This window comes from Micromonospora sp. CCTCC AA 2012012, assembly GCF_040499845.1.
Classification (GTDB): Bacteria; Actinomycetota; Actinomycetes; order Mycobacteriales; family Micromonosporaceae; genus Micromonospora; species Micromonospora mangrovi.
The window spans coordinates 358,625-385,345 of record NZ_CP159342.1 but is presented as its reverse complement, the minus strand read 5'-3'; the positions used below and the strand labels follow the sequence as shown (position 1 = coordinate 385,345).

General features: G+C 73.8%; 23 protein-coding genes. 11 read left to right on the top strand and 12 right to left on the bottom strand.

From position 1 onward, the window contains the following. Positions 1-84 precede the first annotated feature (84 nt). The 4 genes from qcrB to ctaE form a co-directional block, all read right to left on the bottom strand. A complete protein-coding gene (qcrB, locus tag ABUL08_RS01855; RefSeq protein ID WP_350933901.1) occupies positions 85-1,716 on the bottom strand; it encodes a cytochrome bc1 complex cytochrome b subunit in 1,632 nt (543 codons plus the stop codon). Continuing rightward, complete coding sequence (gene qcrA / locus ABUL08_RS01850; protein WP_350933900.1) at positions 1,713-2,798, bottom strand: cytochrome bc1 complex Rieske iron-sulfur subunit; 1,086 nt, start codon at positions 2,796-2,798, stop codon at positions 1,713-1,715. The genes qcrB and qcrA overlap by 4 nt, the downstream gene beginning before the upstream one ends. Positions 2,799-2,865: 67 nt before the next feature. Then, positions 2,866-3,702, bottom strand: coding sequence for a cytochrome bc1 complex diheme cytochrome c subunit (gene qcrC, locus ABUL08_RS01845; protein ID WP_350933899.1), 837 nt, complete (start codon positions 3,700-3,702; stop codon positions 2,866-2,868). Between the two features lie 73 nt (positions 3,703-3,775). After that, the gene (gene ctaE / locus ABUL08_RS01840; protein WP_350933898.1) at positions 3,776-4,375 is read right to left on the bottom strand and encodes an aa3-type cytochrome oxidase subunit III; all 600 of its coding nucleotides are present in this window, start codon (positions 4,373-4,375) and stop codon (positions 3,776-3,778) included. A 108-nt stretch (positions 4,376-4,483) separates the two neighbouring features. Between ctaE and ABUL08_RS01835 the strand changes: the two genes are divergently transcribed. From ABUL08_RS01835 to ABUL08_RS01820, 4 genes are all read left to right on the top strand, one after another. Further along, positions 4,484-5,437, top strand: a complete 954-nt coding sequence (locus tag ABUL08_RS01835; protein ID WP_377521799.1) for a cytochrome c oxidase assembly protein — start codon at positions 4,484-4,486, stop codon at positions 5,435-5,437. A gap of 93 nt (positions 5,438-5,530) precedes the next feature. Beyond that, the gene (locus tag ABUL08_RS01830; RefSeq protein WP_350933897.1) at positions 5,531-5,929 is read left to right on the top strand and encodes a helix-turn-helix domain-containing protein; all 399 of its coding nucleotides are present in this window, start codon (positions 5,531-5,533) and stop codon (positions 5,927-5,929) included. Positions 5,930-6,009: 80 nt separating this feature from the next. Further along, a complete protein-coding gene (gene trpD, locus ABUL08_RS01825; protein ID WP_350933895.1) occupies positions 6,010-7,056 on the top strand; it encodes an anthranilate phosphoribosyltransferase in 1,047 nt (348 codons plus the stop codon). Positions 7,057-7,359: 303 nt separating this feature from the next. Further along, complete coding sequence (locus ABUL08_RS01820; protein ID WP_350933894.1) at positions 7,360-7,563, top strand: hypothetical protein; 204 nt, start codon at positions 7,360-7,362, stop codon at positions 7,561-7,563. Positions 7,564-7,729: 166 nt separating this feature from the next. Here the strand turns inward: ABUL08_RS01820 and ABUL08_RS01815 are convergent, their stop codons facing one another. Next, positions 7,730-8,155, bottom strand: coding sequence for a cytochrome c oxidase subunit 4 (locus ABUL08_RS01815; protein WP_350933893.1), 426 nt, complete (start codon positions 8,153-8,155; stop codon positions 7,730-7,732). Positions 8,156-8,165: 10 nt separating this feature from the next. Then, the gene (ctaC, locus tag ABUL08_RS01810) at positions 8,166-9,137 is read right to left on the bottom strand and encodes an aa3-type cytochrome oxidase subunit II (protein ID WP_350933892.1); all 972 of its coding nucleotides are present in this window, start codon (positions 9,135-9,137) and stop codon (positions 8,166-8,168) included. A gap of 171 nt (positions 9,138-9,308) precedes the next feature. Here ctaC and ABUL08_RS01805 point away from each other — a divergent pair, with 171 nt between their 5' ends. Then, complete coding sequence (locus ABUL08_RS01805) at positions 9,309-10,460, top strand: cysteine desulfurase family protein (RefSeq protein WP_350933891.1); 1,152 nt, start codon at positions 9,309-9,311, stop codon at positions 10,458-10,460. A gap of 114 nt (positions 10,461-10,574) precedes the next feature. Continuing rightward, positions 10,575-10,802, top strand: coding sequence for a sulfurtransferase TusA family protein (locus tag ABUL08_RS01800; protein WP_350933890.1), 228 nt, complete (start codon positions 10,575-10,577; stop codon positions 10,800-10,802). Between the two features lie 38 nt (positions 10,803-10,840). Here the strand turns inward: ABUL08_RS01800 and ABUL08_RS01795 are convergent, their stop codons facing one another. The 3 genes from ABUL08_RS01795 to ABUL08_RS01785 form a co-directional block, all read right to left on the bottom strand. After that, positions 10,841-11,818 carry a carbohydrate kinase family protein gene (locus ABUL08_RS01795; protein WP_350933889.1) on the bottom strand — a complete coding sequence of 326 codons (978 nt, stop codon included), beginning with the start codon at positions 11,816-11,818 and terminating at the stop codon, positions 10,841-10,843. 202 nt (positions 11,819-12,020) lie between these two features. Further along, complete coding sequence (erpA, locus tag ABUL08_RS01790; RefSeq protein ID WP_242793048.1) at positions 12,021-12,389, bottom strand: iron-sulfur cluster insertion protein ErpA; 369 nt, start codon at positions 12,387-12,389, stop codon at positions 12,021-12,023. A gap of 162 nt (positions 12,390-12,551) precedes the next feature. Beyond that, positions 12,552-13,688 (bottom strand): glycerate kinase family protein, encoded by a 1,137-nt coding sequence (locus ABUL08_RS01785; protein WP_350933887.1) that lies wholly within the window; start codon positions 13,686-13,688, stop codon positions 12,552-12,554. Between the two features lie 68 nt (positions 13,689-13,756). Here ABUL08_RS01785 and nadA point away from each other — a divergent pair, with 68 nt between their 5' ends. The 3 genes from nadA to ABUL08_RS01770 all read left to right on the top strand — a co-directional run bounded on the left by nadA (position 13,757) and on the right by ABUL08_RS01770 (position 17,187). After that, positions 13,757-14,932 (top strand): quinolinate synthase NadA, encoded by a 1,176-nt coding sequence (gene nadA / locus ABUL08_RS01780; RefSeq protein WP_350933886.1) that lies wholly within the window; start codon positions 13,757-13,759, stop codon positions 14,930-14,932. A 158-nt stretch (positions 14,933-15,090) separates the two neighbouring features. Further along, on the top strand, positions 15,091-16,503 hold the full coding sequence (gene murA / locus ABUL08_RS01775; RefSeq protein WP_350933885.1) for a UDP-N-acetylglucosamine 1-carboxyvinyltransferase: 1,413 nt from the start codon (positions 15,091-15,093) through the stop codon (positions 16,501-16,503). 75 nt (positions 16,504-16,578) lie between these two features. After that, entirely contained in the window at positions 16,579-17,187 is a 609-nt protein-coding gene (locus tag ABUL08_RS01770; protein WP_350933884.1) for a DUF3043 domain-containing protein, read from the top strand. A gap of 62 nt (positions 17,188-17,249) precedes the next feature. On the opposite strand, the gene ABUL08_RS01765 is transcribed toward ABUL08_RS01770, so the two are convergent. Genes ABUL08_RS01765 through ABUL08_RS01755 form a run of 3 tightly spaced genes read right to left on the bottom strand, consistent with a single transcriptional unit; the run spans position 17,250 to position 19,907 of the window. Further along, positions 17,250-18,215 (bottom strand): ABC transporter ATP-binding protein, encoded by a 966-nt coding sequence (locus ABUL08_RS01765; RefSeq protein WP_350933883.1) that lies wholly within the window; start codon positions 18,213-18,215, stop codon positions 17,250-17,252. Then, positions 18,212-19,063 (bottom strand): ABC transporter permease, encoded by an 852-nt coding sequence (locus ABUL08_RS01760; protein ID WP_377521795.1) that lies wholly within the window; start codon positions 19,061-19,063, stop codon positions 18,212-18,214. Before ABUL08_RS01760 ends, ABUL08_RS01765 begins: the two co-directional genes overlap by 4 nt. Then, a complete protein-coding gene (locus ABUL08_RS01755) occupies positions 19,056-19,907 on the bottom strand; it encodes an ABC transporter permease (RefSeq protein WP_377521794.1) in 852 nt (283 codons plus the stop codon). Before ABUL08_RS01755 ends, ABUL08_RS01760 begins: the two co-directional genes overlap by 8 nt. 163 nt (positions 19,908-20,070) lie before the next feature. Between ABUL08_RS01755 and ABUL08_RS01750 the strand changes: the two genes are divergently transcribed. Together ABUL08_RS01750 and ABUL08_RS01745 are read left to right on the top strand one after the other, a co-directional pair. Further along, positions 20,071-25,542 (top strand): WG repeat-containing protein, encoded by a 5,472-nt coding sequence (locus tag ABUL08_RS01750; RefSeq protein ID WP_350933880.1) that lies wholly within the window; start codon positions 20,071-20,073, stop codon positions 25,540-25,542. 56 nt (positions 25,543-25,598) lie between these two features. Further along, on the top strand, positions 25,599-26,597 hold the full coding sequence (locus ABUL08_RS01745; RefSeq protein ID WP_350933879.1) for an aldo/keto reductase family protein: 999 nt from the start codon (positions 25,599-25,601) through the stop codon (positions 26,595-26,597). The last annotated feature ends 124 nt before the right edge of the window (positions 26,598-26,721 follow it).

Here is a 26,721-nt window from a genome sequence, read left to right as displayed (position 1 = left end):
CCCGGTGGGGCGTTTCGCGTACGCGAAAGGCCGTGGCGCCCACCGGAGATCCGGTGGGCGCCACGGTCGGTCGTTCCGGGGCGGTCAGCGGCGGCTCTCGCCGCTGCCGATCTCCTCCCGCTCGGGGCGGGGCTCCACCGGGGGGTGCCCCGGCGAGACCGGCGCCTCGGCCGGCCGCTCGATCGGATAGAAGAAGCCCCGGATGGCGGGCCCGAGGGCACCGAGCCGGTTCATCTTCTTGGGCACCACCCAGCCGACGTAGTCCAGCGCGGGGGCGTGGCCGTCGTGCCCGTCGGCCGCGGTGAGCGGCTGGTGGACCTCGACGAACCGGCCGTCCGGCAGCCGCTTGATGATGCCGGTCTCCACGCCGTGGGCCAGCACCTCACGGTCGTGCTGCTGCAGACCGAGGCAGAGGCGGTAGGCCACGTAGTAGGCCAGCGGCGGGACGACCAGCAGACCGACCCGACCTGCCCAGGTCATCGCATTGAGGCTGATGTGGAACTTGTCGGCGATCACGTCGTTGCCGCCGGAGAGGGTCAGCACGACGTAGAAGGCCACCGCCATGGCACCCACCGCGGTCCGGGCGGGTACGTCCCGGGGCCGCTGGAGCAGGTTGTGGTGCTTGTAGTCCTTGAGGCGGCGGGCCTCCACGAACGGGTACATCGTCGACAGGCCGACCAGGATGCCCGGCAGCACGACCGTCGGCCAGAACAGCGGCGGGATGACGTACCCGTCGCCGATCGGGATGTTGATCTGCCACGCCGGCATGAGGCGGGTCGAGCCGTCGAGGAACATGACGTACCAGTCGGGCTGGCTGGCGGCCGAGACCACCCACGCCTCGTACGGGCCGAAGTACCAGATCGGGTTGATCTGGAAGAGGCCACCCATCAGCGCGATCACGCCGAAGACGACCATGAAGAAGCCGCCCTGCTTGAGCGCGTAGCGCGGGAACATCCGCTCGCCGACCACGTTCTCGTTGGTCCGGCCGGGGCCGGGCCACTGGGTGTGCTTCTGCTTGAAGACCAGGCCGAGGTGGGCGCTGATCAGCGCCACGAGCAGGCCCGGGATGAGCAGCACGTGGGCGATGAAGAAGCGGCTGATGATGATCTCGCCGGGGAACTCCCCGCCGAAGATCGACGAGGTCAGCCAGGAGCCGATCACCGGGATGGAGAGCATGATGCCGGAGGCGATCCGCAGGCCGGTGCCGGAGAGGCCGTCGTCCGGGAGCGAGTAGCCGGTGAAGCCGGCCAGGAAGCCGACCCAGAACAGCAGCGAACCGATGATCCAGTTCGTCTCCCGCGGCTTGCGGAACGCGCCGGTGAAGAAGACCCGGAGCATGTGCACCACGATCGCGGCCATGAACAGCAGCGCCGCCCAGTGGTGCATCTGCCGCATGATCAGACCACCCCGGACGTCGAACGACAGGTCCAGGCTGGAGGCGTACGCGGCCGACATCGGCGTGCCCCGCAGCGGGGCGTAGCTGCCGTTGTAGACGACCTCGGTCATCGCCGGCTCGTAGAAGAAGGTCAGGAAGACACCGGTCATCAGCAGCACGACGAACGAGAAGAGCGCGATCTCGCCGAGCAGGAAGGACCAGTGGTCGGGGAAGACCTTGTTGAGGAGCTTGCGCAGCGGGGTCGCCACCTGGAAGCGGTCGTCCACCGCTCCGGCGGTCTTGGCCGGCACCGCTGCTACGTCAAACTTTCGGCGCTTCATGGCCGCTCCCAGAAGTCGGGACCGATGGTTTCGGTGTAGTCGGACTTCGCGACGAAGAAGCCCTCTTCGTCCACCTCGATCGGCAGCTGCGGGAGCCGTCGGCTGGCCGGGCCGAAGACCGGTCGGGCGTTGTCGGTGATCAGGAACTGGGACTGGTGGCACGGGCAGAGCAGCCGGTTCGTCTGCTGCTCGTAGAGGCTGGCCGGGCAGCCGGCGTGCGTGCAGATCTTGGAGAACGCCGCGTAGTTGCCCCACATGTAGTCACCGTGGCCGACCCGGGAGTTGGCCTCCCGGGACGCCTGCGCGTCGTCCTCCCGCAGGTGGATCAGCAGGGTCGGGGAGTCGGCGTGCTTGTTGCTCACACCCTCCTCGATGCCGGGGAAGACGGTGAGCTGACCACCCGCGCTGACGTCCGCCGGGCGGATCGGCCGGCCGTCCTCACGGACCAGCCGGATCCGCTTGCCCTCCGCCGGCGCGAAGCCGGTGGTGAACATCTGGTTGTTCTTGTGCGGGTTGGAGATCAGGCCACCGACCAGCGGGGCCGCGGCCACCGCGCCGACCGGCGCGAGACCGGCCAGCAGCGAGATGCCGAGCAGCGGCCGGCGCCGGACGCCCATCTCGTCGGCGAGGAAGAGCATCGTCTCGCCGGTGATCTTGCGGTCCTCCGGGGAACCCGGCTGGTCGTGCCGGTCCTGGATCGACACCTCCTTGGGCAGCAGCTTCTTGCCCCAGGTGAGGATGCCGAAGCCGATGCCCAGCAGCGCGAGGCCCAGGGTCAGGCCGAGCAGCGGGGTGTAGTACTTGTCACCACCCCGGCCGGCCTCCCACTTCCACGGCCACCAGATGTAGATCACCAGGAACGCGGTCGCGGCGAGGCCGGTCAGCAGGAACATCGAGGCGACCAGCCGGGTCAGCCGGCGCTCCGCCTTGGTGCCGGGGACGACCTGCGGCTCGTAGTGGACGATCTCGATGTCGTCCCGCCGCGCGCCCTCCTGCATGATCTCGAACCGGGAGAGCCGGGGGTCGTTCACGTCGAGCGGCTCCCGGCCCTGCGGGGCCTGGTGCTCGGTGTGGGTGCTCATGCCGTCACCTCGCTACGGGCGGTGCCGGCGGACGGCACCACAGCACGGAAACCAATGATTGCTCCGGTCACGACTTGCCCGCAATCCAGAGGCTCGCGAAGACCAGCGCCACGATGCCGACCAGGAAGATCGCCAGGCCCTCGGTCGACGGACCGTACCGGCCCAGGTTGAAGCCGCCCTGGTCCTGGGTGTGCTTCAGGTTCTCCTGGATGTAGGCGATGATCTCCGCCTTCTGCTCCGGCCGCAGCTGGTTGTCGCCGAAGACCGGCATGTTCTGCGGGCCGCTCAGCATGGCGGCGTAGATCTGCCGGTCGCTCGCCGGCCGCAGGCTCGGGGCGTACTTGCCGGAGGAGAGGGCACCGCCGCCGCCACCGAAGGCGTGGCACTGCGAGCAGTTGATCCGGAAGAGTTCACCACCGGCGGAGACGTTCGCGCCCTGGTGCAGGTCGTTGCCCGCGGGGACCTGCGGGCCGCCGCCGAGCTCCTGGATGTACTGACCGAGCTGACGCACCTGCTCGTCGGTGAACTGCGGCGGCTTCCGCATGGCCTGGGCTTCCTGCCGGGCCATCGGCATCCGGCCGCTGCCCACCTGGAACTCGACCGACGCCGAGCCGACGCCGATCAGGCTCGGGCCGCGCCCCTCGATGCCCTGGGCGTTGCGACCGTGACAGGTCACACAGCTCACGTCGAACAGCGCCTTGCCCTCACCGGCGGCGGCGCTCAGCGGGGGGTTGTCCTGCGCCTGGGCGCCGGGGGCGAAGACGGTGTAGGCGCCGCCGGCCAGCATCAGCGCGGCGAACAGCCGGACCGCGGCGCCCAGCCGGCGGCGGCCCCTGCTGCGCGCCACGGGCCGCCCGCGCAACAGCGCGAGCAGACCGCGTCGGCGGTCGTTGTCAGAAGTCATGACCTGTGTCCTTAACCGGGTTGGACCTTGTCTCAGGGGACGGAGCAGCGGCGCTGTTCGTGACGCGCCAAGATCACTGAAGCCAGTAGATCATGGCGTAGAGCCCGATCCACACGACGTCGACGAAGTGCCAGTAGTAGGACACGACGATCGCCGACGTGGCCTGCGCCGGGGTGAACCGGCCCATGGTGGTGCGGATCATGAAGATGATGAAGGCGATGAGACCGCCGGTCACGTGCAGACCGTGGAAGCCGGTGGTCAGGTAGAACATCGACCCGTACCCGTCTCCGTTGATCTTGACACCCTCGTGCACCAGGTTGCGGTACTCGTTCGCCTGCCCGAGTACGAAGATCAGACCCATCACGAAGGTGATCGTGAACCAACGCCGCAGGGCGTGGACGTCACCCTTCTCGGCCGCGAAGACACCGAGCTGGCAGGTCACCGAGGACAACACCAGGATCACCGTGAAGGTGGTCGCATAGGGGATGTTGAGAACCTCGGTGTGCTTCTCCCACTGCTCCGGCGCCGCCGCGCGGATCGAGAAGTACATCGCGAACAGCGCCGCGAAGAACATGAGTTCGCTGGAGAGCCACACGATCGTCCCGACGCTGACCATGTTGGGACGCGTCAGGGAGTGGATCCGGCTCTTGTCAATGGCTGGGGCCGCAGTCACGCGGTCATTATTGCCCTTGACCGGGGCCGGCGATCAGCGGGGTGGCAAACCAGCGCCATCCGTGGCCCGATCGGGGTGGTCCGGTTCGCCTGGCATACGCTGAAAAGCGTGCTGCACGTCGATCCGATCTTCGCCGCGACCTCGGCCGCTCCGCCGAGCCTGGCGGCGGGAGGCGAGGCCGTCCCGCCACCGTTCACCGTCGTCCGGGTGTTCACCGAGACCCGGTTCGACAGCTGGCTCGCCCTCGGGCTGGTCGTCGCCGCCGGTCTCTACCTGTACGGCGTACACCGGCTGCGGCTGCGCGGCGACCGCTGGCCGGTCGCCCGGACAGTCGCCTTCCTCGGCCCCGGCCTCGGCGGTATCGCGTCGGTCACCGTCAGCGGGCTGCACGCCTACGACACGGTGCTGCTGTCGGTGCACATGGTCCAGCACATGGTGCTGTCGATGATCGCGCCGATCTTCCTGGCGCTCGGCGCCCCGGTGACGCTCGCCCTGCGCACCCTGCCGGTCCGGCCGCGCAAGCGGCTGCTGGCGATCGTGCACAGCCGGATCGCGCGGATCTACAGCTTCCCGCTGGTGGCGTTCGCCATCTTCGTGGTGAACCCGTTCGCGCTCTACTTCACGGATCTCTACCACTTCACGTTGCAGCACGAGTGGGCGCACGAGCTGGTGCACGCGCACTTCATCATGACCGGCTGCGTGTTCTTCTGGCCGCTGGTCGGCCTGGACCCGCTGCCGGGCCGCTGGCCGTACCCGGCCCGGGCCCTGCTGATGGTGCTCTCCGTGCCGTTCCACACCGTGCTCGGTCTCACCATCATGCAGAGCACCACGCTCTTCGGCGGCGACTGGTACCCGTCGTTGCACCTGAGCTGGTCGGACCCGTGGAACGACCAGGTCGTCGCCGGTGGCGTCCTGTGGGCCGGTGGCGAGTTCGTCAGCGTCACCATGCTGGCCGTGCTGGTGCTGCAGTGGATCAGGCAGTCGGAGCGCGAGGCCCGCCGGACCGACCGCGAGCTGGACCGCCAGGAGGCCCGCCAGCGCGCCGCGGAATCCGCCGCCTGACCCACCGGAGGGGTACGCGGGGCGGCTCACCCGACGGAATGTGATGCCCGCTACGATCGGCGGGCAGCTACGAAGGTGGGAGTCAAGCCAGCCATGAGCGATCGTCTGTGCACCGTCCTGCTCTACAGCGACGACCCGTTGGTCCGGGACCGGATGCGGCTGGCCGTCGGCACCCGGCCGGCGCCCGGCCTGGAGATCGAGTTCGTCGAGGCCGCCGACTACGCCGAGTGCGTGCGCCTGGTCGACGACTACGAGATCGACCTGCTCCTGCTCGACGGTGAGGCCTCCCCGGGCGGCGGCATCGGCATCGCCCGGCAGATCAAGGACGACCGCGACGACGCCCCGCCCACCTGCGTGGTGATCGCCCGCGCCGCCGACCGCTGGCTGGCCGCGTACGCCCAGGTCGACGCCACCCTGCTGCACCCGCTCGACCCGGTGACCACCGGCACGACCGTCGCCGAGGTGCTCCGGCGGACGCCCGCCGCCGCCTGACCGGACTCCCCGACGCCACGGCACCGCGGCCGTGGCGTCGCCGCCGTTCCACCCCCATCCGCACGCTCGGGAGGCCCACCATGGGCGAACGGACCTGGCCGCTGCTGCTCAACGCGCTGCTGCGCGGCGAGGAGCTCTCCACCGCCGACACCTCGTGGGCGATGGACGAGATCATGACCGGGGCGGCCAGCCCGGCGCAGGTGGCCGCCTTCGCGGTCGCGCTGCGCGCCAAGGGCGAGACCCCGGCCGAGCTGGCCGGGCTGGTCGAGGCGATGCTCGGCCGGTCGGTCGAGGTGCACCTGCCGGAGGAGCTGCGGCGCACCGCGCTGGACGTGGTCGGCACCGGCGGTGACCTCGCGCACACGGTGAACATCTCCACCATGACCGCCCTGGTGGTGGCCGGCGCCGGGGTCCGGGTGGTGAAGCACGGCAACCGCGCCGCCTCGTCCCTCTGCGGCACCGCGGACCTGCTCGAACACTTCGGCATCCCGCTGGACCTCGGCCCCGAGCAGGTCGCCGAGTGCGTGGCGGAGGCGGGCATCGGCTTCTGCTTCGCCGCCCGGTTCCACCCGGGCATGCGGCACGCCGGCCCGGTCCGCCGGGAGATCGGCGTGCCCACCGCGTTCAACTTCCTCGGTCCGCTGACCAACCCCGCCCGCCCCCGGGCCGGCGCGGTCGGCTGCTTCGATCTGCGGATGGCCCCCGTGATGGCCGCCGTCTTCGCCGCTCGCGGTGACTCGGTGATCGTGCTGCGCGGCGAGGACGGGCTCGACGAGTTCACCACCGCCGCGCCGACCCGCGTCTGGGTGGCCCAGCAGGGCACCGTCAGGGAGGCGCTGCTGGACGCGGCCGACCTCGGGGTACCCCGGGCCACCCTGGCCGACCTGCGGGGCGGGGACGCCGCGTACAACGCCGGTGTGGCCCGTCGGCTGCTGGCCGGCGAGCCCGGCCCGGTCCGGGACGCCGTGCTGGTCAACGCGGCCGCCGCGCTGGCCACCCAGGGCCCGCTCGACGGTGACCTGCACGAGGCGTTGCGGGCCGGGATGGCGCGGGCCGCCGAGTCCGTCGACTCCGGCGCCGCCGCCCGCGCCCTCGACCGCTGGCTCGAGGTCGCCCGCTCCCTCTGAACCTGGCCGCCGATCTCCCGGCCGCCGCCGCGCCTTTCCCTGCGGTCCCGCTTCCGGACTCCCCCGCTGCCGCCGCGCGCGGCGCCCCCCGCACCCCGGCGTGCGGGCCGTCGGCTGACGGGACTGTCGGGGGTGGGTGGTACCCAGAGGGTGACCGTGTCGATGGCGGCGTACCGGCCGTCGCGGGGCGGGCCCGGTCCGGAAGTGTCGGACCGGCGTGCCAAACTACACGGGAGTAATTTTCCGTTTTCCGCCGATGGCGGCCCTGCCCGTCGGCGGGCACCGGAGCGAGAGGAGACGCCCGTGTCGGACCGCGAGCTCTACTGCGACACCTGCGAGGGCGTTCAGCTGTTCGAGATGCCGCCCTGCGTCGACGACCACGGTGCCGACTGCCCCGAGCTGGTCTGCACCGGGTGCGGCGCGGCGGTGCTGATCGCCACCTTCGCCTTCCACGCCCCGCGCCTGGCGCGCCGCAGCCGGCCCTCGGCCCACCGCCGCGCCGCCTGACCACCACCACGGCCTGACCACCACCACGGCGTGAGCGCCGACGGGGCCTGACCCCGGGCCTCCGCAGCCGGCTCGCGCCGTCGGCCCGACCCTCGCGCCGACGGCAGAGGCAAAAACGAAAGCCCGCCTCCCCTGGGGAAGGCGGGCTTTCGAGGTGCTGTGCGGGTCAGTGCTCGGCGGTGCGCCGGGTGCCCGTGTAGTACTCGAAGAGCAGGCCGCAGGCGGCGAAGATGACCGACACCAGGCCGAGGCCCAGCAGCCAGAACTGCCAGTACACCAGGCCGAGGCCGGCGAGCGCGGCGGCCAGCGCCAGGCCGAACGGCCAGTAGCTGCCCGGGCTGAAGAAGCCGATCTCGCCGGCACCGTCGGCGATCTCGCCGTCCGCCCGGTCCTCGGGGCGCAGGTCGATGCGGCGGGACACGAACCAGAAGAAGCCGCCGCACATCGAGCAGAGCAGGAACGACAGCAGCAGGGCCACCGTGCCGACCCACTCGACCCGGCCGGACTCACCGGCGGTCCAGGCACCGTAGAGGATCGTGGCACCCAGCAGGAACGTCGCGATGATCAGGAAGATCCGCCACTCGGTCTTCATGCCCGCCCCCTCAGCTTCCCGCGCCGGCGGAGGCGCTGTCCGGGTTGAAGTTGGCCGTGTTGCGGCGCGTCTTGAACGGCTCGGTCGTCGTCGCGTACGGGTTCTCACCGATGGCGGTGAGCGCTTCCTGCGTCGACTTGCCGGCCTTCTTCGCCGCGAGGAACTGGTCGTACTTCTCCGGGGAGACGACGCGCAGCTCGAAGTTCATGAAGGCGTGGTAGCTGCCGCAGAGTTCCGCGCAGCGGCCGACGTACGCGCCCTCCTGGTCGAGGCTGGAGACCTCGAAGACGTTGCGCACGTTGCCCGGCATGACGTCCCGCTTGAACAGCAGCTCCGGCACCCAGAAGGAGTGGATGACGTCGCGGCTCTGCTCCTCGAACCGGATCGACTTGCCGGTCGGCAGCACCAGGACCGGGATGACCTCGCTGGTGCCCAGCGTCGAGGCGACGGTGTTGGCGTCGCGGCCCTGGCCGTCGCGGTAGTTGAACTGCCAGTTCCACTTGAAGGCGACGACCTCGACGGTGACGTCGGGGTTCTTCGTCGTCTTGTTCACGTCCGTCTGCACGATCGCCGTGTAGTAGAAGAGCACGGAGACGATCAGGATCGGCGCGATGGTGTAGAGGAACTCCATCGGCATGTTGTAGCGGGTCTGCACCGGCAGCTCGTTGCCGCGCTTCCGGTAGCGGACCACGCACCAGAAGATCAGACCCCAGACGAAGACGCCGACCGCGAGCGCCGCGATGCAGGAGGCGATCCACAGGTCGTACATCCGGTGCGACTCGGGGGTGATGCCGCCCTGCGGCCAGCCGAAGCCGCCGAACGTCTTGCCGACATCGCAGCCGGTGAGCAGAACCAGCAACGCCGCTCCGCCGAGACCGAGCCCGGCCAGCCGACCAGCACCACGCCGCCGGCGCCCACCGGCCCCTGGGGAAGCGTTGTGCCGTACGGCCGACGGCCGTACCTCCGAACTCCTTGCGACCACCTGGTCCTGCCTCCCTAGCGCGCCGCGGCGGTTGTTCTTCTCTACGCCGACGGCAAAGGCGTCACCGACGGTCGCAGATTACTCGACCATGAGGGGCCGGACCGTGGTGGGGTCACTCTCCGCCCCCATCGGGGGGATCCCGGGCATACCGGCGCGATAGCGTCTGACTCCATGAGCGCGCCCCCGGTCTATCTCGACGCGGCGACCGCCGCGCCGCTGCACCCGGTCGCCCGGCAGGCCCTGCTGGCCGCGCTGGACGACGGCTGGGCCGATCCCGGCAGGCTCTACACCCAGGCCCGCCGGGCCCGCCAGCTGCTCGACGCCGCCCGCGAGGCCACCGCGCAGACCCTCGGCGTCCGCGCCGACGAGGTCTCCTTCACCCCCAGCGGTACGACCGCGGCGCACGCCGCCGTGCTCGGCGGCCTGACCGGGCGACGGCGGGTCGGCACGACGCTCGTGCACTCCGCGATCGAGCACTCCGCCGTGCTGCACGCCGCCGAGCGACACGTGGCGGCCGGCGGCACGGCCGTCCCGGTGCCGGTGGACCGGGCCGGTCGACTCGACCTGGACGCCTGGTCGGCCGCGGTGGCGGCACCCGGCGTGGCCTTCGCCACGCTGATCGGGGCCAGCCACGAGGTGGGGACCGTCCAGCCGGTGCCCGCGGCGGCGGCCGCCTGCGCCGGGGCGGGCGTGCCGCTGCACGTCGACGCGGCGCAGCTGGTCGGCCGGGTGCCGGTGCCGGCGGGCTGGTCGGTGCTGACCGCCAGTGCGCACAAGTGGGGTGGGCCGCCCGGCGTCGGGCTGCTGGTCGTCCGCAAGGGCACCCGCTGGGAGTCGCCCTATCCGGCCGACGAACGGGAGTCGGGGCGTACCCCCGGGGTGGTGAACCTGCCGGCGGTCGTGGCGGCGGCGGCGAGCCTGCGCGCGGCGACGGCCGACGCGGCGGCCGAGGCGGCCCGGCTGGCGCCGCTGGTGGATCGGATCCGGGCCCGGGTGGCGGCCGAGGTCCCGGACGTGGAGGTGGTCGGCGACCCGGTCGACCGGCTCCCCCACCTGGTGACCTTCTCCTGCCTGTACGTGGACGGCGAGGCGCTGCTGCACGCGCTGGACCGGCGTGGCTTCGCCGTCTCCTCCGGCTCCTCCTGCACCTCGTCGACGCTGCGGCCGTCGCACGTGCTGGAGGCGATGGGGGTGCTGTCGCACGGCAACGTGCGGGTGTCGCTGCACCGGGAGACCACCGCGGCGGACGTGGACCGCTTCCTCGCCGAGCTGCCGGGGATCGTCGCCGACCTGCGCGCCGAGGCCGGGGTGGTCGGCCTGTGAGCGCGAGGAGTGAGCCGCCCCTGCGAGCCCCGCAGTCGCGAACGGAGGTCGGCCTGTGAGCGCGAGGAGTGAGCCGCCCTTGCGAGCCCCGCAGTCGCGAACGGAGGTCGGCCTGTGAGCGGACCGGACGAGGTGCTCGACTGCCGGGGGCAGCGCTGCCCGCTGCCGGTGATCAATCTCGCCCGCCGGCTGCCGGAGCTGCCGGTCGGGACGGTGGTCCGGGTGCTCGCCGACGACCCGGCGGCGGCGGTGGACATCCCGGCCTGGTGCCGGATGCGCGGCCAGGAGTTCGTCGGCGCCTCCCCCGACGGCCCCGGCTATGACGTGCGCCGACTGGGGTGAGCGCAGGAGCCCTCGGTGGGGCCCCTGCGCCACCGGTGTCAGGGCAGCAGGTGCGGCCGGACCTCGTCGGCTGCCGCGTCGCCGTACGACTCGGCCAGCCGCTTGACGAAGAGGTCACGGCGGACCTCGTACTCCTGGCCGCCGAAGTTCTCCAGCACCAGGGTGGCGAGCAGGCAGCCCACCTGGGCGGCCCGCTCCAGGCCGACGCCCCAGTTGAGGGCGGCGAAGAAGCCGGCCCGGAAGCCGTCGCCGACGCCGGTCGGGTCGGTCGCCTGGATCTCCCGCGCGATCGGCACCCGGATGGTGTCGAAGCCCCGCCCGGCGATCTCGACGCCCTGCTTGCCCAGCGTGGTGACCCGGACCCGGACCCGGTCCAGGAGCTGCTCGTCGCTCAGCCCGGCCTTGCTCTGCAGCAGCGACTTCTCGTACTCGTTGGTCATCAGGTACTCGGCGCCGTCGATCAGGCCGATCACGTCCGCGCCGTCCATCCGGGCGAGCTGCTGGGACGGGTCGGCCACGAAGGCGAAGCCGCGGTCCCGGCACTCCGCCGAGTGGCGGATCATCGCCGCCGGGTCGTTGGCGCTGACCAGGACCAGGTCCAGGCCGCCGAGCCGCTGCGCGACGGGGGCCAGCTCGATGTTGCGCGCCTCGCTCATCGCCCCGGCGTAGAAGGACGCGATCTGGCACATGTCGGTGTCGGTGGTGCAGACGAACCGGGCGGTGTGTGCGACCTCGCTGACGTGCACCGAGTCGCAGTCGACGCCGTGCCGCTCCAGCCAGGAGCGGTAGTCGGCGAAGTCGGCGCCGACGGCACCGAGCAGCACCGGGCGCAGCCCGAGCTGGGCCATGCCGAAGGCGATGTTGGCGGCCGTGCCGCCGCGCCGGAGCACCAGCTCGTCGACGAGGAAGGAGAGCGAGACCTTGTCCAGCTGGTCGGCGATGAGCTGGTCGGCGAAGCGACCCGGGAAGCTCATCAGGTGGTCGGTCGCGATCGAGCCGGTCACGGCGATCTTCATGTCAACCCTCGTGGTCGGGAGCACGGCGCGGGTCAGCCTACCGGTCCGGGTCACCGGCCGGCCTCCGGTCGGTGCACCACCGCACATCCGGGCGTCACTCTAGGGAAACCCCCAGCCACGACAGAAACGGCGGAACCACCCACGAGGGATGGTTCCGCCGTTTCTGATCAGCTTCCCGACGTCGGCCGGGCGAGCGGACGACTCAGCTGAACGAGTCGCCGCAGGCGCAGGAGTTGCCGGCGTTCGGGTTGTCGATGGTGAAGCCCTGGGCGTCGATCCGGTCGGCGAAGTCGATCGTCGCGCCGGCCAGGTAGGGGGCGCTCATCCGGTCGACGACGACCTCGACACCGCCGAAGTCGGTCACGACGTCACCGTCGAGCGACCGCTCGTCGAAGAAGAGCTGGTACCGCAGGCCGGAGCAGCCGCCCGGCTGCACCGCGACCCGGAGCCGCAGGTCATCGCGGCCCTCCTGCTCGATCAGGGCCTTGACCTTCTGCGCCGCGACGTCGGTGAGGACGACGGAAGTAGGGGCCTTGGCCTCGGTCGACTCGGTCTGCGCTGGCGTGGTCACGTGGAAATCTCCCTGCGCGGTATGGGTCCGGACGCACTGGCCAACGTCGCTCGTCGCCCAGTGATTCCCGGTGTGGTCCAGCACCGATGGTACGCCGCCCCGGCCGCGGTCACCTCCGGTGGCGTGTCCGGGCCCGGTGAGCCGCGCCGCAGGCGGGCCCGCTCAGCGGCTCCACTGCCGGGCCAGCCGGGCGCCGAGCGCCCGCAGCCCCTCGGCGGGCCGGGCCATCGCCGCCTCGACGCCGCCGCGCTCCTCGCCGCCGAAGTGCTCCACCAGGCTGTACGCCTCGGTGACGCCGGCCGCGGCGGCCTCCCGCCGGCCGGTGCTCAACCGTCCCGCCAGCACCACACAGGGCACCCCCCGGTCGCGGGCGGCCCCGGCCACCCCGGCCACCACCTTGCCGCGTAGCGACTGGTGGTCGAAGGAGCCCTCCCCGGTGATCACCAGGTCGGCGCGGTCCAGCGCCGCGTCCAGCCCGATGGCCCGGGCGACCAGGCCGATGCCGGACTCGCAGCGACCGCCCAGCGCCAGGATCGCGGCGCCCAGCCCGCCGGCCGCGCCCCCGCCGGGGAGCGCGCCGAGGCCGGGCGGGCAGCCGGGCAGGTCCTTCTCCAGCACCGCCGCCCAGCGCTCCAGTGCGGCGTCCAGCAGCAGCACGTCGGCGCGGTCCGCGCCCTTCTGCGGGCCGTAGACGTTGCTGGCGCCGTGCAGTCCGAGCAGCGGGTTGTCCACGTCGGTGGCGGCGACCAGGTCCACCCCGCGCAGCCGCGGCACGCCGTCCAGCGTCGCGGTGGCGACCAGCGCCGCTCCCCCGTACGGCAGGGCCCGGCCGGCCTCGTCCAGCGGCGTGCCGCCGAGCGCCGTCAGCATGCCGGCGCCCCCGTCGTTGGTGGCGGAGCCGCCCAGCCCCACCACCACCCGCCGCGCCCCGGCCTCCACCGCGGCCGCCACGAGCAGCCCCAGCCCGTACGACGTGGTGGCCTTCGGGTCGCGTTCGGCGGCGGTGAGCAGGTGCAGTCCGCAGGCCTGGGCGCTCTCCAGATAGGCGGTGCCGTCGTCGGTGAGCAGGATCTCACCGGCGGCGGGCCGGCCGAGCGGGTCCAGGGTGGGCACCGGCAGCCGCCGCCCGCCGAGCGCCTCGGCGAGCACCGCGACGAAGCCGGGCCCGCCGTCGGCGAGCGGCCGGAGCAGCAGGTCGTCGGTGCCGGAGACCGTCCGCCAGCCCTCGGCCACCGCGGCGGCCACCTCCTGGGCCGGCAGCGTGCCGGCGAACTTGTCGGGGCAGAGCAGCACGCGCATGTCGAGCAGTGTGGCAGGCCACACCGGCGGCGGCTGCGGGCCCGCCGCGCTGTGGGACCATGGGAGGCGTGACTTCGACCTGGGTTGAGCCCTCCAACACCGCCACTGCGCTGCTGCTCCTCGGCCGCGGCAGCGACCCCGCCACCGAGCGTGGCGTGGAGTGTCCGGGTGACCTCCCCGCGCCGAGCGACCCCGACCTGGTGGCTCGCGCGGCGGCGGCGAAGGCCGCGCTCGGCACGAAGGTCTTCGTGCTGGGCCACCACTACCAGCGCGACGAGGTGATCCAGTTCGCCGACGTGACCGGCGACTCGTTCAAGCTGGCCCGCGAGGCGGCGGCCCGACCCGACGCGGAATACATCGTCTTCTGCGGCGTGCACTTCATGGCCGAGAGCGCCGACATCCTCACCTCGGACGCGCAGCAGGTGATCCTGCCCGACCTGGCCGCCGGCTGCTCGATGGCCGACATGGCGGTGCTGTCGCAGGTCGAGACCGCCTGGGACGTGCTGACCGAGCTGGGCATCGCGGCCGACACGGTCCCGGTGACCTACATGAACTCCTCGGCGGACATCAAGGGCTTCGTCGGCCGGCACGGCGGCGTGGTCTGCACCTCCTCCAACGCGCGGCGCGCCCTGGAGTGGGCGTACGAGCAGGGGTCGAAGGTCTTCTTCTTCCCCGACCAGCACCTGGGCCGCAACACGGCGGTGCTGGAGATGGGCTTCTCGCTCGACGACTGCGTGCTCTGGGACCCGCACAAGCCGAACGGCGGGCTCACCGCCGAGCAGCTGCGCGACGCGAAGATGATCCTCTGGCGCGGCCACTGCTCGGTGCACGGCCGCTTCACCCTCGACAGCGTCAACGACGTCCGGGAGCGGGTGCCGGGGGTCAACGTGCTGGTGCACCCCGAGTGCCGGCACGAGGTGGTCACCGCCGCCGACCAGGTCGGCTCCACCGAATACATCATCAAGACCATCGAGTCGGCCCCGGCCGGCTCGGCCTGGGCGGTCGGCACCGAGCTGAACCTGGTCCGCCGGCTGGCGCTGGCCCACCCGGACAAGCAGATCATGTTCCTGGACAAGGCGGTCTGCTACTGCTCGACGATGAACCGGATCGACCTGCCGCACCTGGTCTGGGCGCTGGAGGAGCTGGTCGCGGGTCGGGTGGTCAACCGGATCACGGTCGACCCGGACACCGCGCACCACGCCCGGGTGGCCCTCGACCAGATGCTCGCCCTGCCGGGCGCCTGATCACGGACGGTCACGTCACTGGTACGGAAACGCGCCGGACACCCCGGTTCGTGCCCTCGCTGGTGATGTGACCGATTCCATTTTCGTCACGGAGGGCTATGCTGCCGGGGCGACGACAAACCGCGGGCCGTTTTCGACAGGCCGCGTACCGGGTAGCGATGCAGATCGTGGACCCCACTCACTCACACGGCAGCACCAACGCGCTGGAGGTTGCGTTGACCGACGACGTCCTGGTCGTACACGGAGGAACTCCGCTCGAAGGGCGGATCCGCGTGCGCGGCGCGAAGAACCTCGTGTCCAAGGCGATGGTGGCCGCCCTGCTGGGCGACTCCCCCAGCCGGCTGTTCGACGTGCCGAAGATCCGCGACGTCGAGGTGGTCCGCGGGCTGCTCGGCCTGCACGGGGTCAAGGTGACCGACGGCGGCGAGGACGGTGAGCTGGTCTTCGACCCCACCAACGTCGAGAGCGCCAGCACCGACCAGATCAACGTGCACGCCGGCTCCAGCCGTATCCCGATCCTGTTCTGCGGGCCGCTGCTGCACCGGCTGGGCCACGCCTTCATCCCCGACCTGGGCGGCTGCCACATCGGCCCGCGCCCGATCGACTTCCACCTCCAGGCGCTGCGCGAGTTCGGCGCGACCGTGGAGAAGACCCCGGAGGGGCTGCACCTGTCGGCGCCGAACGGGCTGCACGGCACCAAGTTCGCCCTGCCGTACCCGAGCGTGGGCGCGACCGAGCAGGTGCTGCTGACCGCGGTGATGGCCGAGGGCGTCACCGAGCTGCGCAACGCGGCGGTGGAGCCGGAGATCATCGACCTGATCTGCATCCTGCAGAAGATGGGCGCGATCATCAAGGTCCACACCGACCGGGTGATCGAGATCCAGGGCGTGAAGAAGCTGCACGGCTACACGCACCGGCCGATCCCGGACCGGATCGAGGCGGCCAGCTGGGCGGCGGCCGCGCTGGCCACCCGCGGCCACGTCGAGGTGCTCGGCGCGCAGCAGGCCGACATGATGACGTTCCTGAACATCTTCCGCTCCGTCGGCGGCGAGTACGAGGTCACCGACGCCCGCCCGCCGAAGCTCGGCGACCCGGGCCAGGAGGGCGGCATCCGGTTCTGGCACCCGGGCGGCGAGCTGAACGCCGTGGCGCTGGAGACCGACGTGCACCCCGGCTTCATGACCGACTGGCAGCAGCCCCTGGTGGTGGCGCTGACCCAGGCCCGCGGCCTGTCGATCGTCCACGAGACGGTCTACGAGCAGCGGCTCGGCTACACCGAGGCGCTGAACACGATGGGCGCCAACATCCAGGTCTACCGGGACTGCCTCGGCGGCACCCCGTGCCGCTTCGGCCGGCGCAACTTCAAGCACTCCGCGGTGATCGCCGGCCCGAGCAAGCTGCACGCGGCCGACCTGGTCATCCCGGACCTGCGCGCCGGGTTCAGCCACCTGATCGCGGCGCTCGCCGCCGAGGGCACCTCCCGGGTGTACGGCGTCGACCTGATCAACCGGGGCTACGAGGACTTCGAGGCGAAGCTCGCCGACCTGGGCGCGCACGTCGAGCGTCCGTAACGTCACACGACCCGCAGCCGGGCCCGGTGCACCGCGATGTGCACCGGGCTCGACCGTTTGGCTACCCTGCACCACGTGCCGTCGCTGTTTCGTCGTAAGCCCGCCGACCTCGTCGAGGATTCCGTCACCACGGTGACGACCGACGAGGGGTCCGCCGCTGCCCGCCCCCGGGGCTACACCCCGAGCAAGAAGGAGCTGGGCCGGGTCACGCCGAAGCGGCCCACCGCCGGTCGACGTCCCGGCGCGCCGGCCGGGCCGCTGACCAAGGAGGAGGCGCGGGAGCAGCGCCGGGTCGCCCGCGCCGAGGCGGCGGCGGAGTTCCGTCGCGAGGGTGGCCCGCGTGACCGCGGCCCGGAGCGGCTGCTGGCCCGCAACGTGGTCGACTCCCGGCGTACGGTCGGCACCTGGTTCTTCGGTGGGGCGCTGATCGTGCTGGTCGGTTCCAACCAGGCCATGCCGCCGATCGTCCGGCTGGTCTCCAACCTGCTGTGGGGCGCGCTGGCGCTCGGCGTGGTGATCGACTCGGTGCTGATCTCCCGCAAGATCAAGAAGCTGGTGCGGGAGCGGTTCCCGCGCAGCGACCAGAAGCTCGGCTCGCTCTACCTGTACGCGATCATGCGGTCGATCACCTTCCGCCGGATGCGCGCCCCGGCACCCCAGGTGGAGATCGGCGACAAGATCTGACCCGGCCCGGCCGTCGACAGGGCCCTCTCCGCCACCGGACGCGTGGCGGAGGGGGCCCTTCGTCACACCTGCGCCGGGCTGCGGTAGAGGCGGGCGACGACGTCCTCGATGTCGGGCTCGACGATCGAGATGTCGCGGAGCGTGGCCAGGCCGGCGAGCCCGGCGACCACCTCAGCGACACCCGCCGACTCCAACGCGAAGACCAGCCGGTGTCCGTCGGCCTCCACCCGCTGAAGCGGTGCGCCCGGCAGCACCGGCGGCACGGCCAGCACGGTGTCCAGTTCGGCGACGACCAGCCGGCGGGAGCCGTACCGGCTGTGCAGGGCGGCGATCGAACCGTCGTGCACCACCCGGCCGTGGTCGATCACCACGAGACGGCGGCACAGCCGCTGGATGTCGGCCAGGTCATGGGTGGTCAGCACCAGCGTGGTGTCACCGGCCCGGCCCAGCTCGGCCAGGAAACCCCGGACGGCCTGCCTGCTCACCACGTCCAACCCGATGGTCGGCTCGTCGAGGAAGAGCACCTCGGGGCCGTGCAGCAGGGCGGCGGTCAGCTCGCCGCGCATCCGCTGGCCCAGCGAGAGCTGCCGTACCGGGGTGTCCAGGAACTCGTCCAGGTCGAGCAGGCCCCGGCAGCGGCGCAGCCGGGTCGCGTGCTCCCCCGCCGGCACCCGGTAGACGTGCCGCAGCAGGTCGAACGAGTCGCGCAACGGCAGGTCCCACCACAGCTGCGAGCGCTGGCCGAAGACCACCCCGACGCGCAGCGCCAGCCGGGTGCGCTCGGCCACCGGCCGCAGCCCGCAGACCCGGGCCTCGCCGGCCGAGGGCGTCAGCACCCCGGTCAGCATCTTCAGGGTGGTCGACTTGCCGGCGCCGTTCGGGCCGATGTAGCCCAGCATCTCGCCGCGCTCCACCCGCAGGTCGATCCCGTCGACCGCGGTGACCGTCCGCTTTTCGCGGCGCAGCCGCCCGGCCTTCACCCGGACCGTGAACTCCTTGCGCAGCCCGCTCAGCTCGATGACGCTCATGACCCCGTACTCCGGTAGTGGCGGATGCCGACGCGCCAGGCCGCGGCGGCGAGGGTGGCGGCGACCAGCGCGACGCCCGGCGCGGCCCTACCCACCCAGGACGGCAGGCCGAGCGGGTCGGCCCGGCCGAGCAGCGCCAGCGCCGGGTGGTAGCTGACGAAGGCGAACCCCAGCCCGTACGCGAAGATGCCGCGGAACCAGCCGCCGTAGACGGTGATCGGGTACGAGGTGAAGTCGCGCCCGCCGTAGGTGACCGCGTTCGCCAGCTCGCCGGAGTCGACCCAGTAGAACGACACCGTGGCGGTGGCCACGAAGACCGAGCCGAAGAAGACCACGCCGGCGGCCGGGGCGACCACCAGCAGCGCCAGCCGCCCCGGGGTCCAGTCGATGCCCGCCGAGGTGACCGCCACCAGCAGCACGACCAGCCCGAAGGCCGCCCGGGAGACCTTGCGGACCGGCAGGTCCATCAGCAGCAGCTGCGGCAGCGCCGCCAACGGGCGGACCAGCACGGCGTCGAAGAGACCGGTCCGGACGTACCGGGGCAGCCGCTCGATGCTGCCGACCAGCAGGTCGGCGGTGGCGAACGCGAAGGCGGAGAGGCCCACCATCACCAGCGCCTCGCGCAGCGTGAAGCCGCCGAGTTCCCGGGTCACCCCGAACAGCACCAGGATGGTCACCACGTCGAAGACGGTGGCCCCGACGTTGCCGACCAGGTCCACCACGAACGACACCCGGTAGCTGGCCTGCGCCCGGGCCTGCGCCCCCAGCAGCGCCCGGTACGCGGCCAGCGCCCCCGGCCGCCGGTCGGCCGCCGCCCCGGGCTCCGCGAGCGCCACCCGGTCAGCCACCCTGCACCACCATCCGGCGTTCCGCCCGGCGCTGCACCAGCCGGCAGGCGGCGACGAGCAGCACCGCCCACCCCACCTGGAGGCCGACCAGCCCGACCTGGACCGGGGTGCTGTGCCGCTCCACCAGCACGTCGAGCGGGGTCTGGAAGAGGCTCGGGAACGGGGTGGCGTAGCGCAGCGGCAGCTCCAGCCAGTCGGGCAGGAAGCCCAGCGGGAAGTAGAGGCCGGCGAGCACCCCGGAGCAGAGGGTCCAGAGGATCATCGGCCCGCGTACGTCCTGGAGCCAGTAGGCCGTGGCGTTCACCAGGAACCGGCAGCCGAAGCAGACCACGATCGCGACCAGCACGGAGAGCACGAAGAGCGGCAGGGTGGCCCAGCGCCGGGGCAGGTGGACGTCGAAGAAGAGCGGCCCGACCAGCACCGGCGGCACCAGCCGGGCGACCGCCGCCCAGCCGGCGCGGCCCAGGTCGGTGGCGAGGTGGCTGGTCACCGGGTGCACCGGCCGGAGCAGGTCGCTGGCGACCTCGCCGGTACGGATGCGGTCGGCCAGGTCCGTCCAGCCCCAGAGCAGGATCACCGCGAGCAGCCCCTGGCCCGCCCAGACGAAGGTGGCGAGCTGGGCGCGGTCGTAGCCGGCGGCGGTGCCGGCCGCGCCGGCCACGGCGAGGAAGACGTAGCAGTGCAGGAACCCGAAGACCGAGTTCGTCACCGCCCCGGCCAGGGCCGCCTGCCGGTAGGTGGCGTGCCGACGGAAGCCGGCTGCGACCAATGCGCCAAATGTCCGAAACCATGGGGTAACGTTTGCGCCGGTGCGCAGTGCCACAGTGGCGGTGACCGAGCCCACGCCGCTACCCTCCTTGCGCAGCCATGACGTGCCGGACCGGGCGACTCTACCGGCACGCCCGGGTGCCCAGCGCGACAATTTTCCGACGAGGTGACATCGCCGTGAGCGAGCGACGCGAGCCGGCCCCGGGGCCGCGCCGCGCGGGCGGCGAAAGGGTCCGGAGATGAGCGGCGGCTACGACCGCTGGCGTGACCCGGCCGAGCCGTCCTGGGCGGCGGAACCCACCACCGAGTGGCGTCCACAGTTCCCTGGTCAGCGCTACCCGGGCGACATCGGCATCGAATACCTGACCCCGCCCCCGCCCCGTGGGCGGGCCACCGCCGTGGGCCGCGCCGAGGTGCACCCGGTCAGCCCCGCCCCGGCCGGCGAGGACGACGCGTACCCGGTCAGCCCGGCGGGCGGGGACCCGCGCGGGACGTACCCGGTCAGCCCTGCGGGCGGTGACCCCCGCAGGACGTACCCGGTCAGCCCGGCGGGCGGTGACCCGCGCGGGACGTACCCGGTCAGCCCCGCGGGCGGTGACCCGCGCGGGACGTACCCGGTCAGCCCGGCGGGCGGGGATCCACGGGCGACCTGGCCGGTCAGCCCGGCGGCCGACGGTGCCGCCGTTCGGTCGGCGCCCACCGACCGGGACCGGCGCGGCTGGAGCGGCCCGGCGGAGCGCGACCCCGGCCGGTACGGCCAGCGCGCCCCCGAGTGGACCGTGGAGCGCAACGGCGCGGGCTGGCACGGCGAGCGCGACCGGGCCCGTCCCGAGGCGGGCCGGCGGGCGCCTGACGGCGTGCCGCAGCGTCCCTCCTCCCCCGCCGAGCCCGGCTGGCTCGCGGAGCCCGACGAGTTCCCGCACCGCCCCGCCGCGCGCCCGTCCGCCGGTGCGGACGCGGCCGCCTGGCCGGAGCGGCGCTGGAGCCGCCCGGTGACCGACGGCCGGCCGGACGGTCCGGCGGATCGCCGGGACCCCGGGTTCGACGGCCGGTCCTCGCGACCCGCCGCCGACGACCCGCGCCGCGACACCCCGCCCCACCGGCCCGGCACGCCGGACCCGCGCCGCGCCGCCGATCCGCGCCGGGCGGCCGACCTGGACCCCCGGCACGACCCCACCCGCGGCCCCCGACACGAGCCGGCCCGCGACCCTCGACACGACCCGGCCCGCGACCCTCGGCACGACCCGGCCCGCGACCCGCGTCGGGACGCGGCGGCCCGGGCCGAGACCCACCGCGGCACCGGCACCACGCCCGACGGGCTGCGGTGGCCGGCCGACCCGCGCCAACCGGAACCGGCCCGAGGGCCCTGGTACCGCGACGAGCCCCGTCCCGGCGATCTCCCGCCCGGTCATCGCCCGGCGGACCGCCACCACGACGACCCGACCCGCTCCCGCCCGGACGCGCGGCCGACCGAGCAGCGCGCCCGCACCGAGGCGGCCTTCCACCCCGACGAGCGCCGGCGTCCCGACGACGGTTCCCGCACCGACGGCCGCCCGCGCGGCGACGAGCGGTACCGCAGCGACGAGCGCCCCCGGTCCGACGAGCGGCGTGGGCCCGACGAGCGGTACCGGCAGGCGGCCGGGCCGGTCGTCCCGCCCGAGGCGCGACCCGGCCACCCGGCGCCGCCCGCTGTCCCCGGTCGGGACGAGTGGCGAGGCGTGCGCCCCGAACACCGGCCCGGGCACCCGGCCGACCCGGCCGCCGCCCGGTACGACGGCCGACGGCTCCCGGACGAGCGGACGGCTTCCCGGCCCGACGAGCGGACGGCTTCCCGGCCCGAGGAGCGGACGGCTTCCCGGCCCGAGGACCGGCCGACCGGTCGGGCCCGGCCCGAGCAGTGGCAGGACCACCGGGGCGAACGCGGCCCGGGCGAGGGCTGGCGCCCGCGTACCGGACCGGACGGCTGGGTCCGGCCCGAGGAACAGCCGCACCGGGCGGCTGCCCCGGTCCCGCCACGGCAGGACGACCGGCGGCCACCCGTCGAGCCCGCCGCGCGTACCCGGCCGGACGAGCGGTCGACCGCGCCCACCTCGGGCGCGCCCGCGTACCCGCCCACCGACGGGAGCCGCGACCGGGCCGCCGGGCCGGTCCCGCCGCCGGTCTCCGCACCGCCCGCCGCCGGGCTGCGAGTCGAGTTCCGCTCGCCGCCCCCTCCCCCGGCCGGCACCGACCGGGACCAGCGCCCCGCAGCCGTACGGCCGGTCGCCGGCCCGCCGGAGGCACCCTCCGTTCCGGGTCCCCCCGCCACGTCGGGCGGGAGCCCGGGGGACGCACGCGGTCCCGAGTCGACCGAGGTCCCGACGTCCCGTCCGGTCCCGCCGTCGACTCCCACCGCCGCGACGGTCCGCCCGGCGGCACCCGACACGCCACGGCGGCCCGTCTCCGGGCCGCCGGCCGACCAGCCCGTCGTCCGGTCGGCCCCGGCCGTCCCCGCCGCCGGTCCGGACCAGGTCGGCCCACCGCCACGGCCCGGGTCGGCTCCGCCGGCCACCCCGGCCCCGGCCACCCCGATCCCGGCCCCGCCGGTCGTGCCGGCCCCGGCGGCGCAGGTCTCCGCCCCGCCGGTCGCGCCGATGTCCGAGCCGGCTCCGGAGCCGGTCTCCGCGCCGCCGGTCACACCGGCACCCGCGCCACCGGCACCACGGGAATCCATGGCACCCGTCTCCGCGCCACCGGCACCACGGGAGTCCACGACACCCGTCTCCGCGCCACCGGCACCACCGGAGTCCACGACACCCGTCTCCGCGCCACCGGCTCCGCAGATGTCCGGGCCGGCGGGCGCGCCCGTCTCCGCGCCACCGACGCCACCGGTCCGGGCCGAAGGGGCCGGGCTTTCCGGGACCCCGGCGGCACCGGCCGACGGGGAGCCGGAGCCGGGGACTAACCGGCCGGCAGCCGCTCCCGCCTCCGCCGGAGACGACCCGGCGGCCTCCCGGCCCACCGCGGAGCGGCGCGCCGACGCTGCCGCCTCCGGCCCGTCGAAGACGACCGGGTCGGACGCGGACGGCCCGATCACGGCGGCCGACCGCCCCCGGGCCGAGGCAGCCGCAGCGTGGTTCCGACCGAATCCGCCCGCGCCTCCGGTTGACGAGCCGGCGGCCCGGCAGACCGCCGCCGACGAGCCGGCCGGGCAGTCCACCGCCGACGGGCCGGCCTCCGGTCGACGGGACGCATCGGTGTCCGCGCCACCGGCCTACCGGCCCGACCTGGAGCGGTTGCGGGCCGAGGCACCGCCCGCGTACCGGCCCGCGCCGCAGGCCGGTACGGCCGCAGTCGCCGGTCCGGCTCCGGCGCCGCCCGCGTACCGGCCGGTGGGCAGGCCACCGGAGCAGGTGGCGGAGGTGACGCAGCCCCACGCCGGACCGGTCCCGCCAGGGGCCTCCGCACCGGTCAGCGCGCCACCGGCCACGCCGGTGTCCGCGCCGCCTGCTGCACCCGTGCCGGGCCCGGCGGGTCCGCAGCCCGTGCGGCCCGTCTCGGCGCCACCCGCCGACACCGTCCCGGAGTCGGAGCTGCCGCCACCACCCCGTCCGGCGGCACCATCGCCGTCCGACCGGCCGGTGTCCGCGCCGCCGACACCGGACGCCTCGACCCATCCGGTCTCCGCACCGCCCGCCCGACCCGTCTCCGCACCACCGGCACCGGACGCTTCGGCACACCCGGTCTCCGCACCACCCACCCGACCCGTCTCCGCATCCGCCGCGCCGGGAACGGTCGCCTCGGCATGGCCGGTCTCCGCACCACCGGCACCCCACGCGTCGGCAACCCCGGCCTCCCCACCGACGGTCCGACCCGTCTCCGCACCACCGGCACCGGCGGCGTCGGCAACCCCGGTCTCCGCACCGCCCGCTCGACCCCTGTCCACGCCACCGGCACCGGACGCTTCGGCCCACCCGGTGTCCGCGCCGCCCGCTCGACCCCTGTCCACGCCACCGGCACTGGACGCTTCGGCCCACCCGGTGTCCGCGCCGCCCGCCCTGCCCGTGCCCAGGCCACCGGCCCCGGCGGCACCGGACACGCCGGCACAGCCGGTCCCGGAACCACCGGCGCCCGCCGTGGCCGACGCGGCGACCCGGCCGGTGTCGGGACCACCGGCGCCCGCCGTGGCCGGTGCGGCGACCCGGCCGGTGTCCGCGCCGCCCGCGTCCGAGGGGACCGAGCCGGCCGGACGACCCGTCGCCGCGCCGACGCAGTCGCCGTCCCGCACCGCTGACACCGACCCGACCCTCGACACCGCGCCGGCCGAGCGCCAGCCGGACGCGGCGCCCTCGGAGAACGACCGGGGGACGACGCCGGAAGAACGGTCGGAGACGCTGCCGGAGAACCGCCGGGAGACGCCGCCGACGGATCCCGAGCAGGCGCTCGCCGCCTTCCGGTGGCGGCTGAACCCGGAGACGCTGCGCGAGGAGGTGACCGACCCGGCCGAGCTGCGGAGCGTACGGGACGGGCTGACCGCCAAGCTGGGCGTGGCGCTGGACAACCGGAGCCGGGCCCGGCTGCTCAGCCTCCGGGCGGTCGCCTCCCGGATCCTCGGTGACCTGGACGACGCCCTGGCCGACGGTCGGCTCGCCCTGACGTACGCGGAAGCCACCGGTGAGTTGCGGCGGACCGCGCTGGCGCGGGCGCGCCTCGCGGAGGTGCTGCGCTGGCGGGGTGAGCACGCGGAGGCCGACCGGCTCTTCGCGGAGGCCAACTCGCCGGAGCTGCCCGACCGGCTGCGGGCGGTGCTGCACGAGCACGCCGGCCGGTCCTGCTATGACCAGGGGCGGCTGATCGAGGCGTGCCAGCACGTCGAGCTGGCCCTGGACCTGCGCCAGGGTGCGGACGCGGAGTTGGCGGCCCGGGCGGCGGTGGCGTTGGACGCGGTCCGGCAGCGGGCCACGGCGGACGGGTTCGGCCCCCGGCCGCGCAGCCGCGACGAGCTGCTGGGCAGCGGGCGGCCGCCGGCGCCGACCTTCGACGAGGAGGAGGACCGCTGGGGGTACGCCGACGCCGACGGCAACCTGGTGATCCCCTGCGAGTTCGCCGAGGTGCAGCCCTTCCGGGAGGGGATGGCCTGGGTACGCCGGCCGGAGGCGTCCCGCTGGGCGCTGCTCGACGCGTCGGGTGCGGTGCTGATCGCGGCGAACAACGGCTACCGGGCGGTCGGCTCGTTCGCCGACGGCCTGGCCTGGGTCTCGATGGACGGCAAGGGCAACTGGATGGCGGTCGACCCGACCAACATCGTGAAGGTCCCGCCGGGGTTCGAGGAGGTCCGCCCGTTCACCGGCGGGGTGGCGGTGGTCCGTCGGGACGGCGGTTGGGGCGCGGTGGACCGGACCGGTCAGCTCGTCGTGCCGACCCGCTACCACGGTTTCCGCACCCCGCTGGCCGACGGGCGGGAGGTGGACGGCTTCACCGAGGAGGGGCTGGCCGTGGTGGAGCTGGCCGGTCGTCGGGGGGTGGTGGACCGGGCGGGGCGGGTGCTGGTGGAGCCCGCGTACCCGACCCTGGTGATCCACCCGGTGGCGTTCCTGGTCGGTACGGCCGCCGGCCGGTGGGGGGCGCTGGACCGGCGGGGCGAGCCGCTGCTCGACCCGGTGCATCCCGGCCGCGCCGAGGTGGTGACGGCGCTCGACCGGCTGCTGACGGATGCCACACCGGTGCTCTGACCGGGCCACGGGAGCGCCGCACGGCGACCATGATCGGGCGGCGCTAGGGTCGGAGCATGGAATTCCGTCACCTGGGCCGCTCCGGCCTGATGGTCAGTGAGATCTCGTACGGCAACTGGATCACCCACGGTTCGCAGGTCGAGGAGGAGGCGGCGACCGCCTGCGTGCGGGCCGCCCTGGACAGCGGCATCACCACCTTCGACACCGCCGACGTCTACGCCGGCACGAAGGCCGAGTCGGTCCTCGGCCGGGCGCTCAAGGGCGAGCGCCGCGAGGGGCTGGAGATCTTCACGAAGGTCTTCTGGCCGACCGGGCCGGGCCGCAACGACCGGGGACTGTCCCGCAAGCACATCATGGAGTCGATCGACGGCTCGCTGCGCCGGCTGCAGACCGACCACGTGGACCTCTACCAGGCCCACCGGTACGACTACAGCACCCCGCTGGAGGAGACGATGGAGGCGTTCGCCGACGTGGTGCGCGCCGGCAAGGCGCACTACATCGGCGTCTCCGAGTGGAAGGCGTCGCAGATCCGGGAGGCGCACGCGCTCGCCCGTGAGCTGCGTATCCCGCTGGTCTCCAACCAGCCGCAGTACTCGATGCTGTGGCGGGTCATCGAGACCGAGGTGGTGCCGACCAGCGAGGAGCTGGGGCTCGGCCAGATCGTCTGGTCGCCGATGGCGCAGGGCGTGCTCTCCGGCAAGTACCTGCCGGGTCAGCCGCCGCCGGCCGGTTCCCGGGCCACCGACGAGAAGTCGGGGGCGAACTTCATCGCGGCCTGGCTCAACGACGAGGTGCTGACCCGGGTGCAGCGGCTCAAGCCCCTCGCCGAGCAGGCCGGGCTGACCATGCCGCAGCTCGCCGTCGCCTGGGTGCTGCAGAACCCGAACGTCGCCTCGGCGATCGTCGGGGCGTCCCGGCCCGAGCAGGTGCACGACAACGTCAAGGCGGCCGGCGTGAAGCTCGACGCCGACCTGCTCAAGGCCATCGACGAGATCGTCGAGCCGGTCACCGAGCGGGACGCGGCGAAGACCGAGAGCCCGGCCCAGCGGCCGTGACGCTCCCCCGGGCCGGCGCGGCCTCCGCGTCGGCCCGGGCCCCTTTCCGGGTACGCCGGGCCGACGCCGCCCCGGCGCTGCGCGCCGGCTGCCGGTGCCCGGTCGGCCCCGCCACCGACCACCG

Excerpts from the sequence above, each read along its gene's own strand:
- qcrB (WP_350933901.1), bottom strand. The coding sequence starts at position 1,716 with ATGAAGCGCCGAAAGTTTGACGTAGCAGCGGTGCCGGCCAAGACCGCC.
- qcrA (WP_350933900.1), bottom strand. The coding sequence starts at position 2,798 with ATGAGCACCCACACCGAGCACCAGGCCCCGCAGGGCCGGGAGCCGCTC.
- qcrC (WP_350933899.1), bottom strand. The coding sequence starts at position 3,702 with ATGACTTCTGACAACGACCGCCGACGCGGTCTGCTCGCGCTGTTGCGC.
- ABUL08_RS01830 (WP_350933897.1), top strand. The coding sequence starts at position 5,531 with ATGAGCGATCGTCTGTGCACCGTCCTGCTCTACAGCGACGACCCGTTG.
- trpD (WP_350933895.1), top strand. The coding sequence starts at position 6,010 with ATGGGCGAACGGACCTGGCCGCTGCTGCTCAACGCGCTGCTGCGCGGC.
- ABUL08_RS01815 (WP_350933893.1), bottom strand. The coding sequence starts at position 8,155 with ATGAAGACCGAGTGGCGGATCTTCCTGATCATCGCGACGTTCCTGCTG.
- ABUL08_RS01805 (WP_350933891.1), top strand. The coding sequence starts at position 9,309 with ATGAGCGCGCCCCCGGTCTATCTCGACGCGGCGACCGCCGCGCCGCTG.
- ABUL08_RS01795 (WP_350933889.1), bottom strand. The coding sequence starts at position 11,818 with ATGAAGATCGCCGTGACCGGCTCGATCGCGACCGACCACCTGATGAGC.
- ABUL08_RS01785 (WP_350933887.1), bottom strand. The coding sequence starts at position 13,688 with ATGCGCGTGCTGCTCTGCCCCGACAAGTTCGCCGGCACGCTGCCGGCC.
- murA (WP_350933885.1), top strand. The coding sequence starts at position 15,091 with ATGCAGATCGTGGACCCCACTCACTCACACGGCAGCACCAACGCGCTG.
- ABUL08_RS01765 (WP_350933883.1), bottom strand. The coding sequence starts at position 18,215 with ATGAGCGTCATCGAGCTGAGCGGGCTGCGCAAGGAGTTCACGGTCCGG.
- ABUL08_RS01750 (WP_350933880.1), top strand. The coding sequence starts at position 20,071 with ATGAGCGGCGGCTACGACCGCTGGCGTGACCCGGCCGAGCCGTCCTGG.
- ABUL08_RS01745 (WP_350933879.1), top strand. The coding sequence starts at position 25,599 with ATGGAATTCCGTCACCTGGGCCGCTCCGGCCTGATGGTCAGTGAGATC.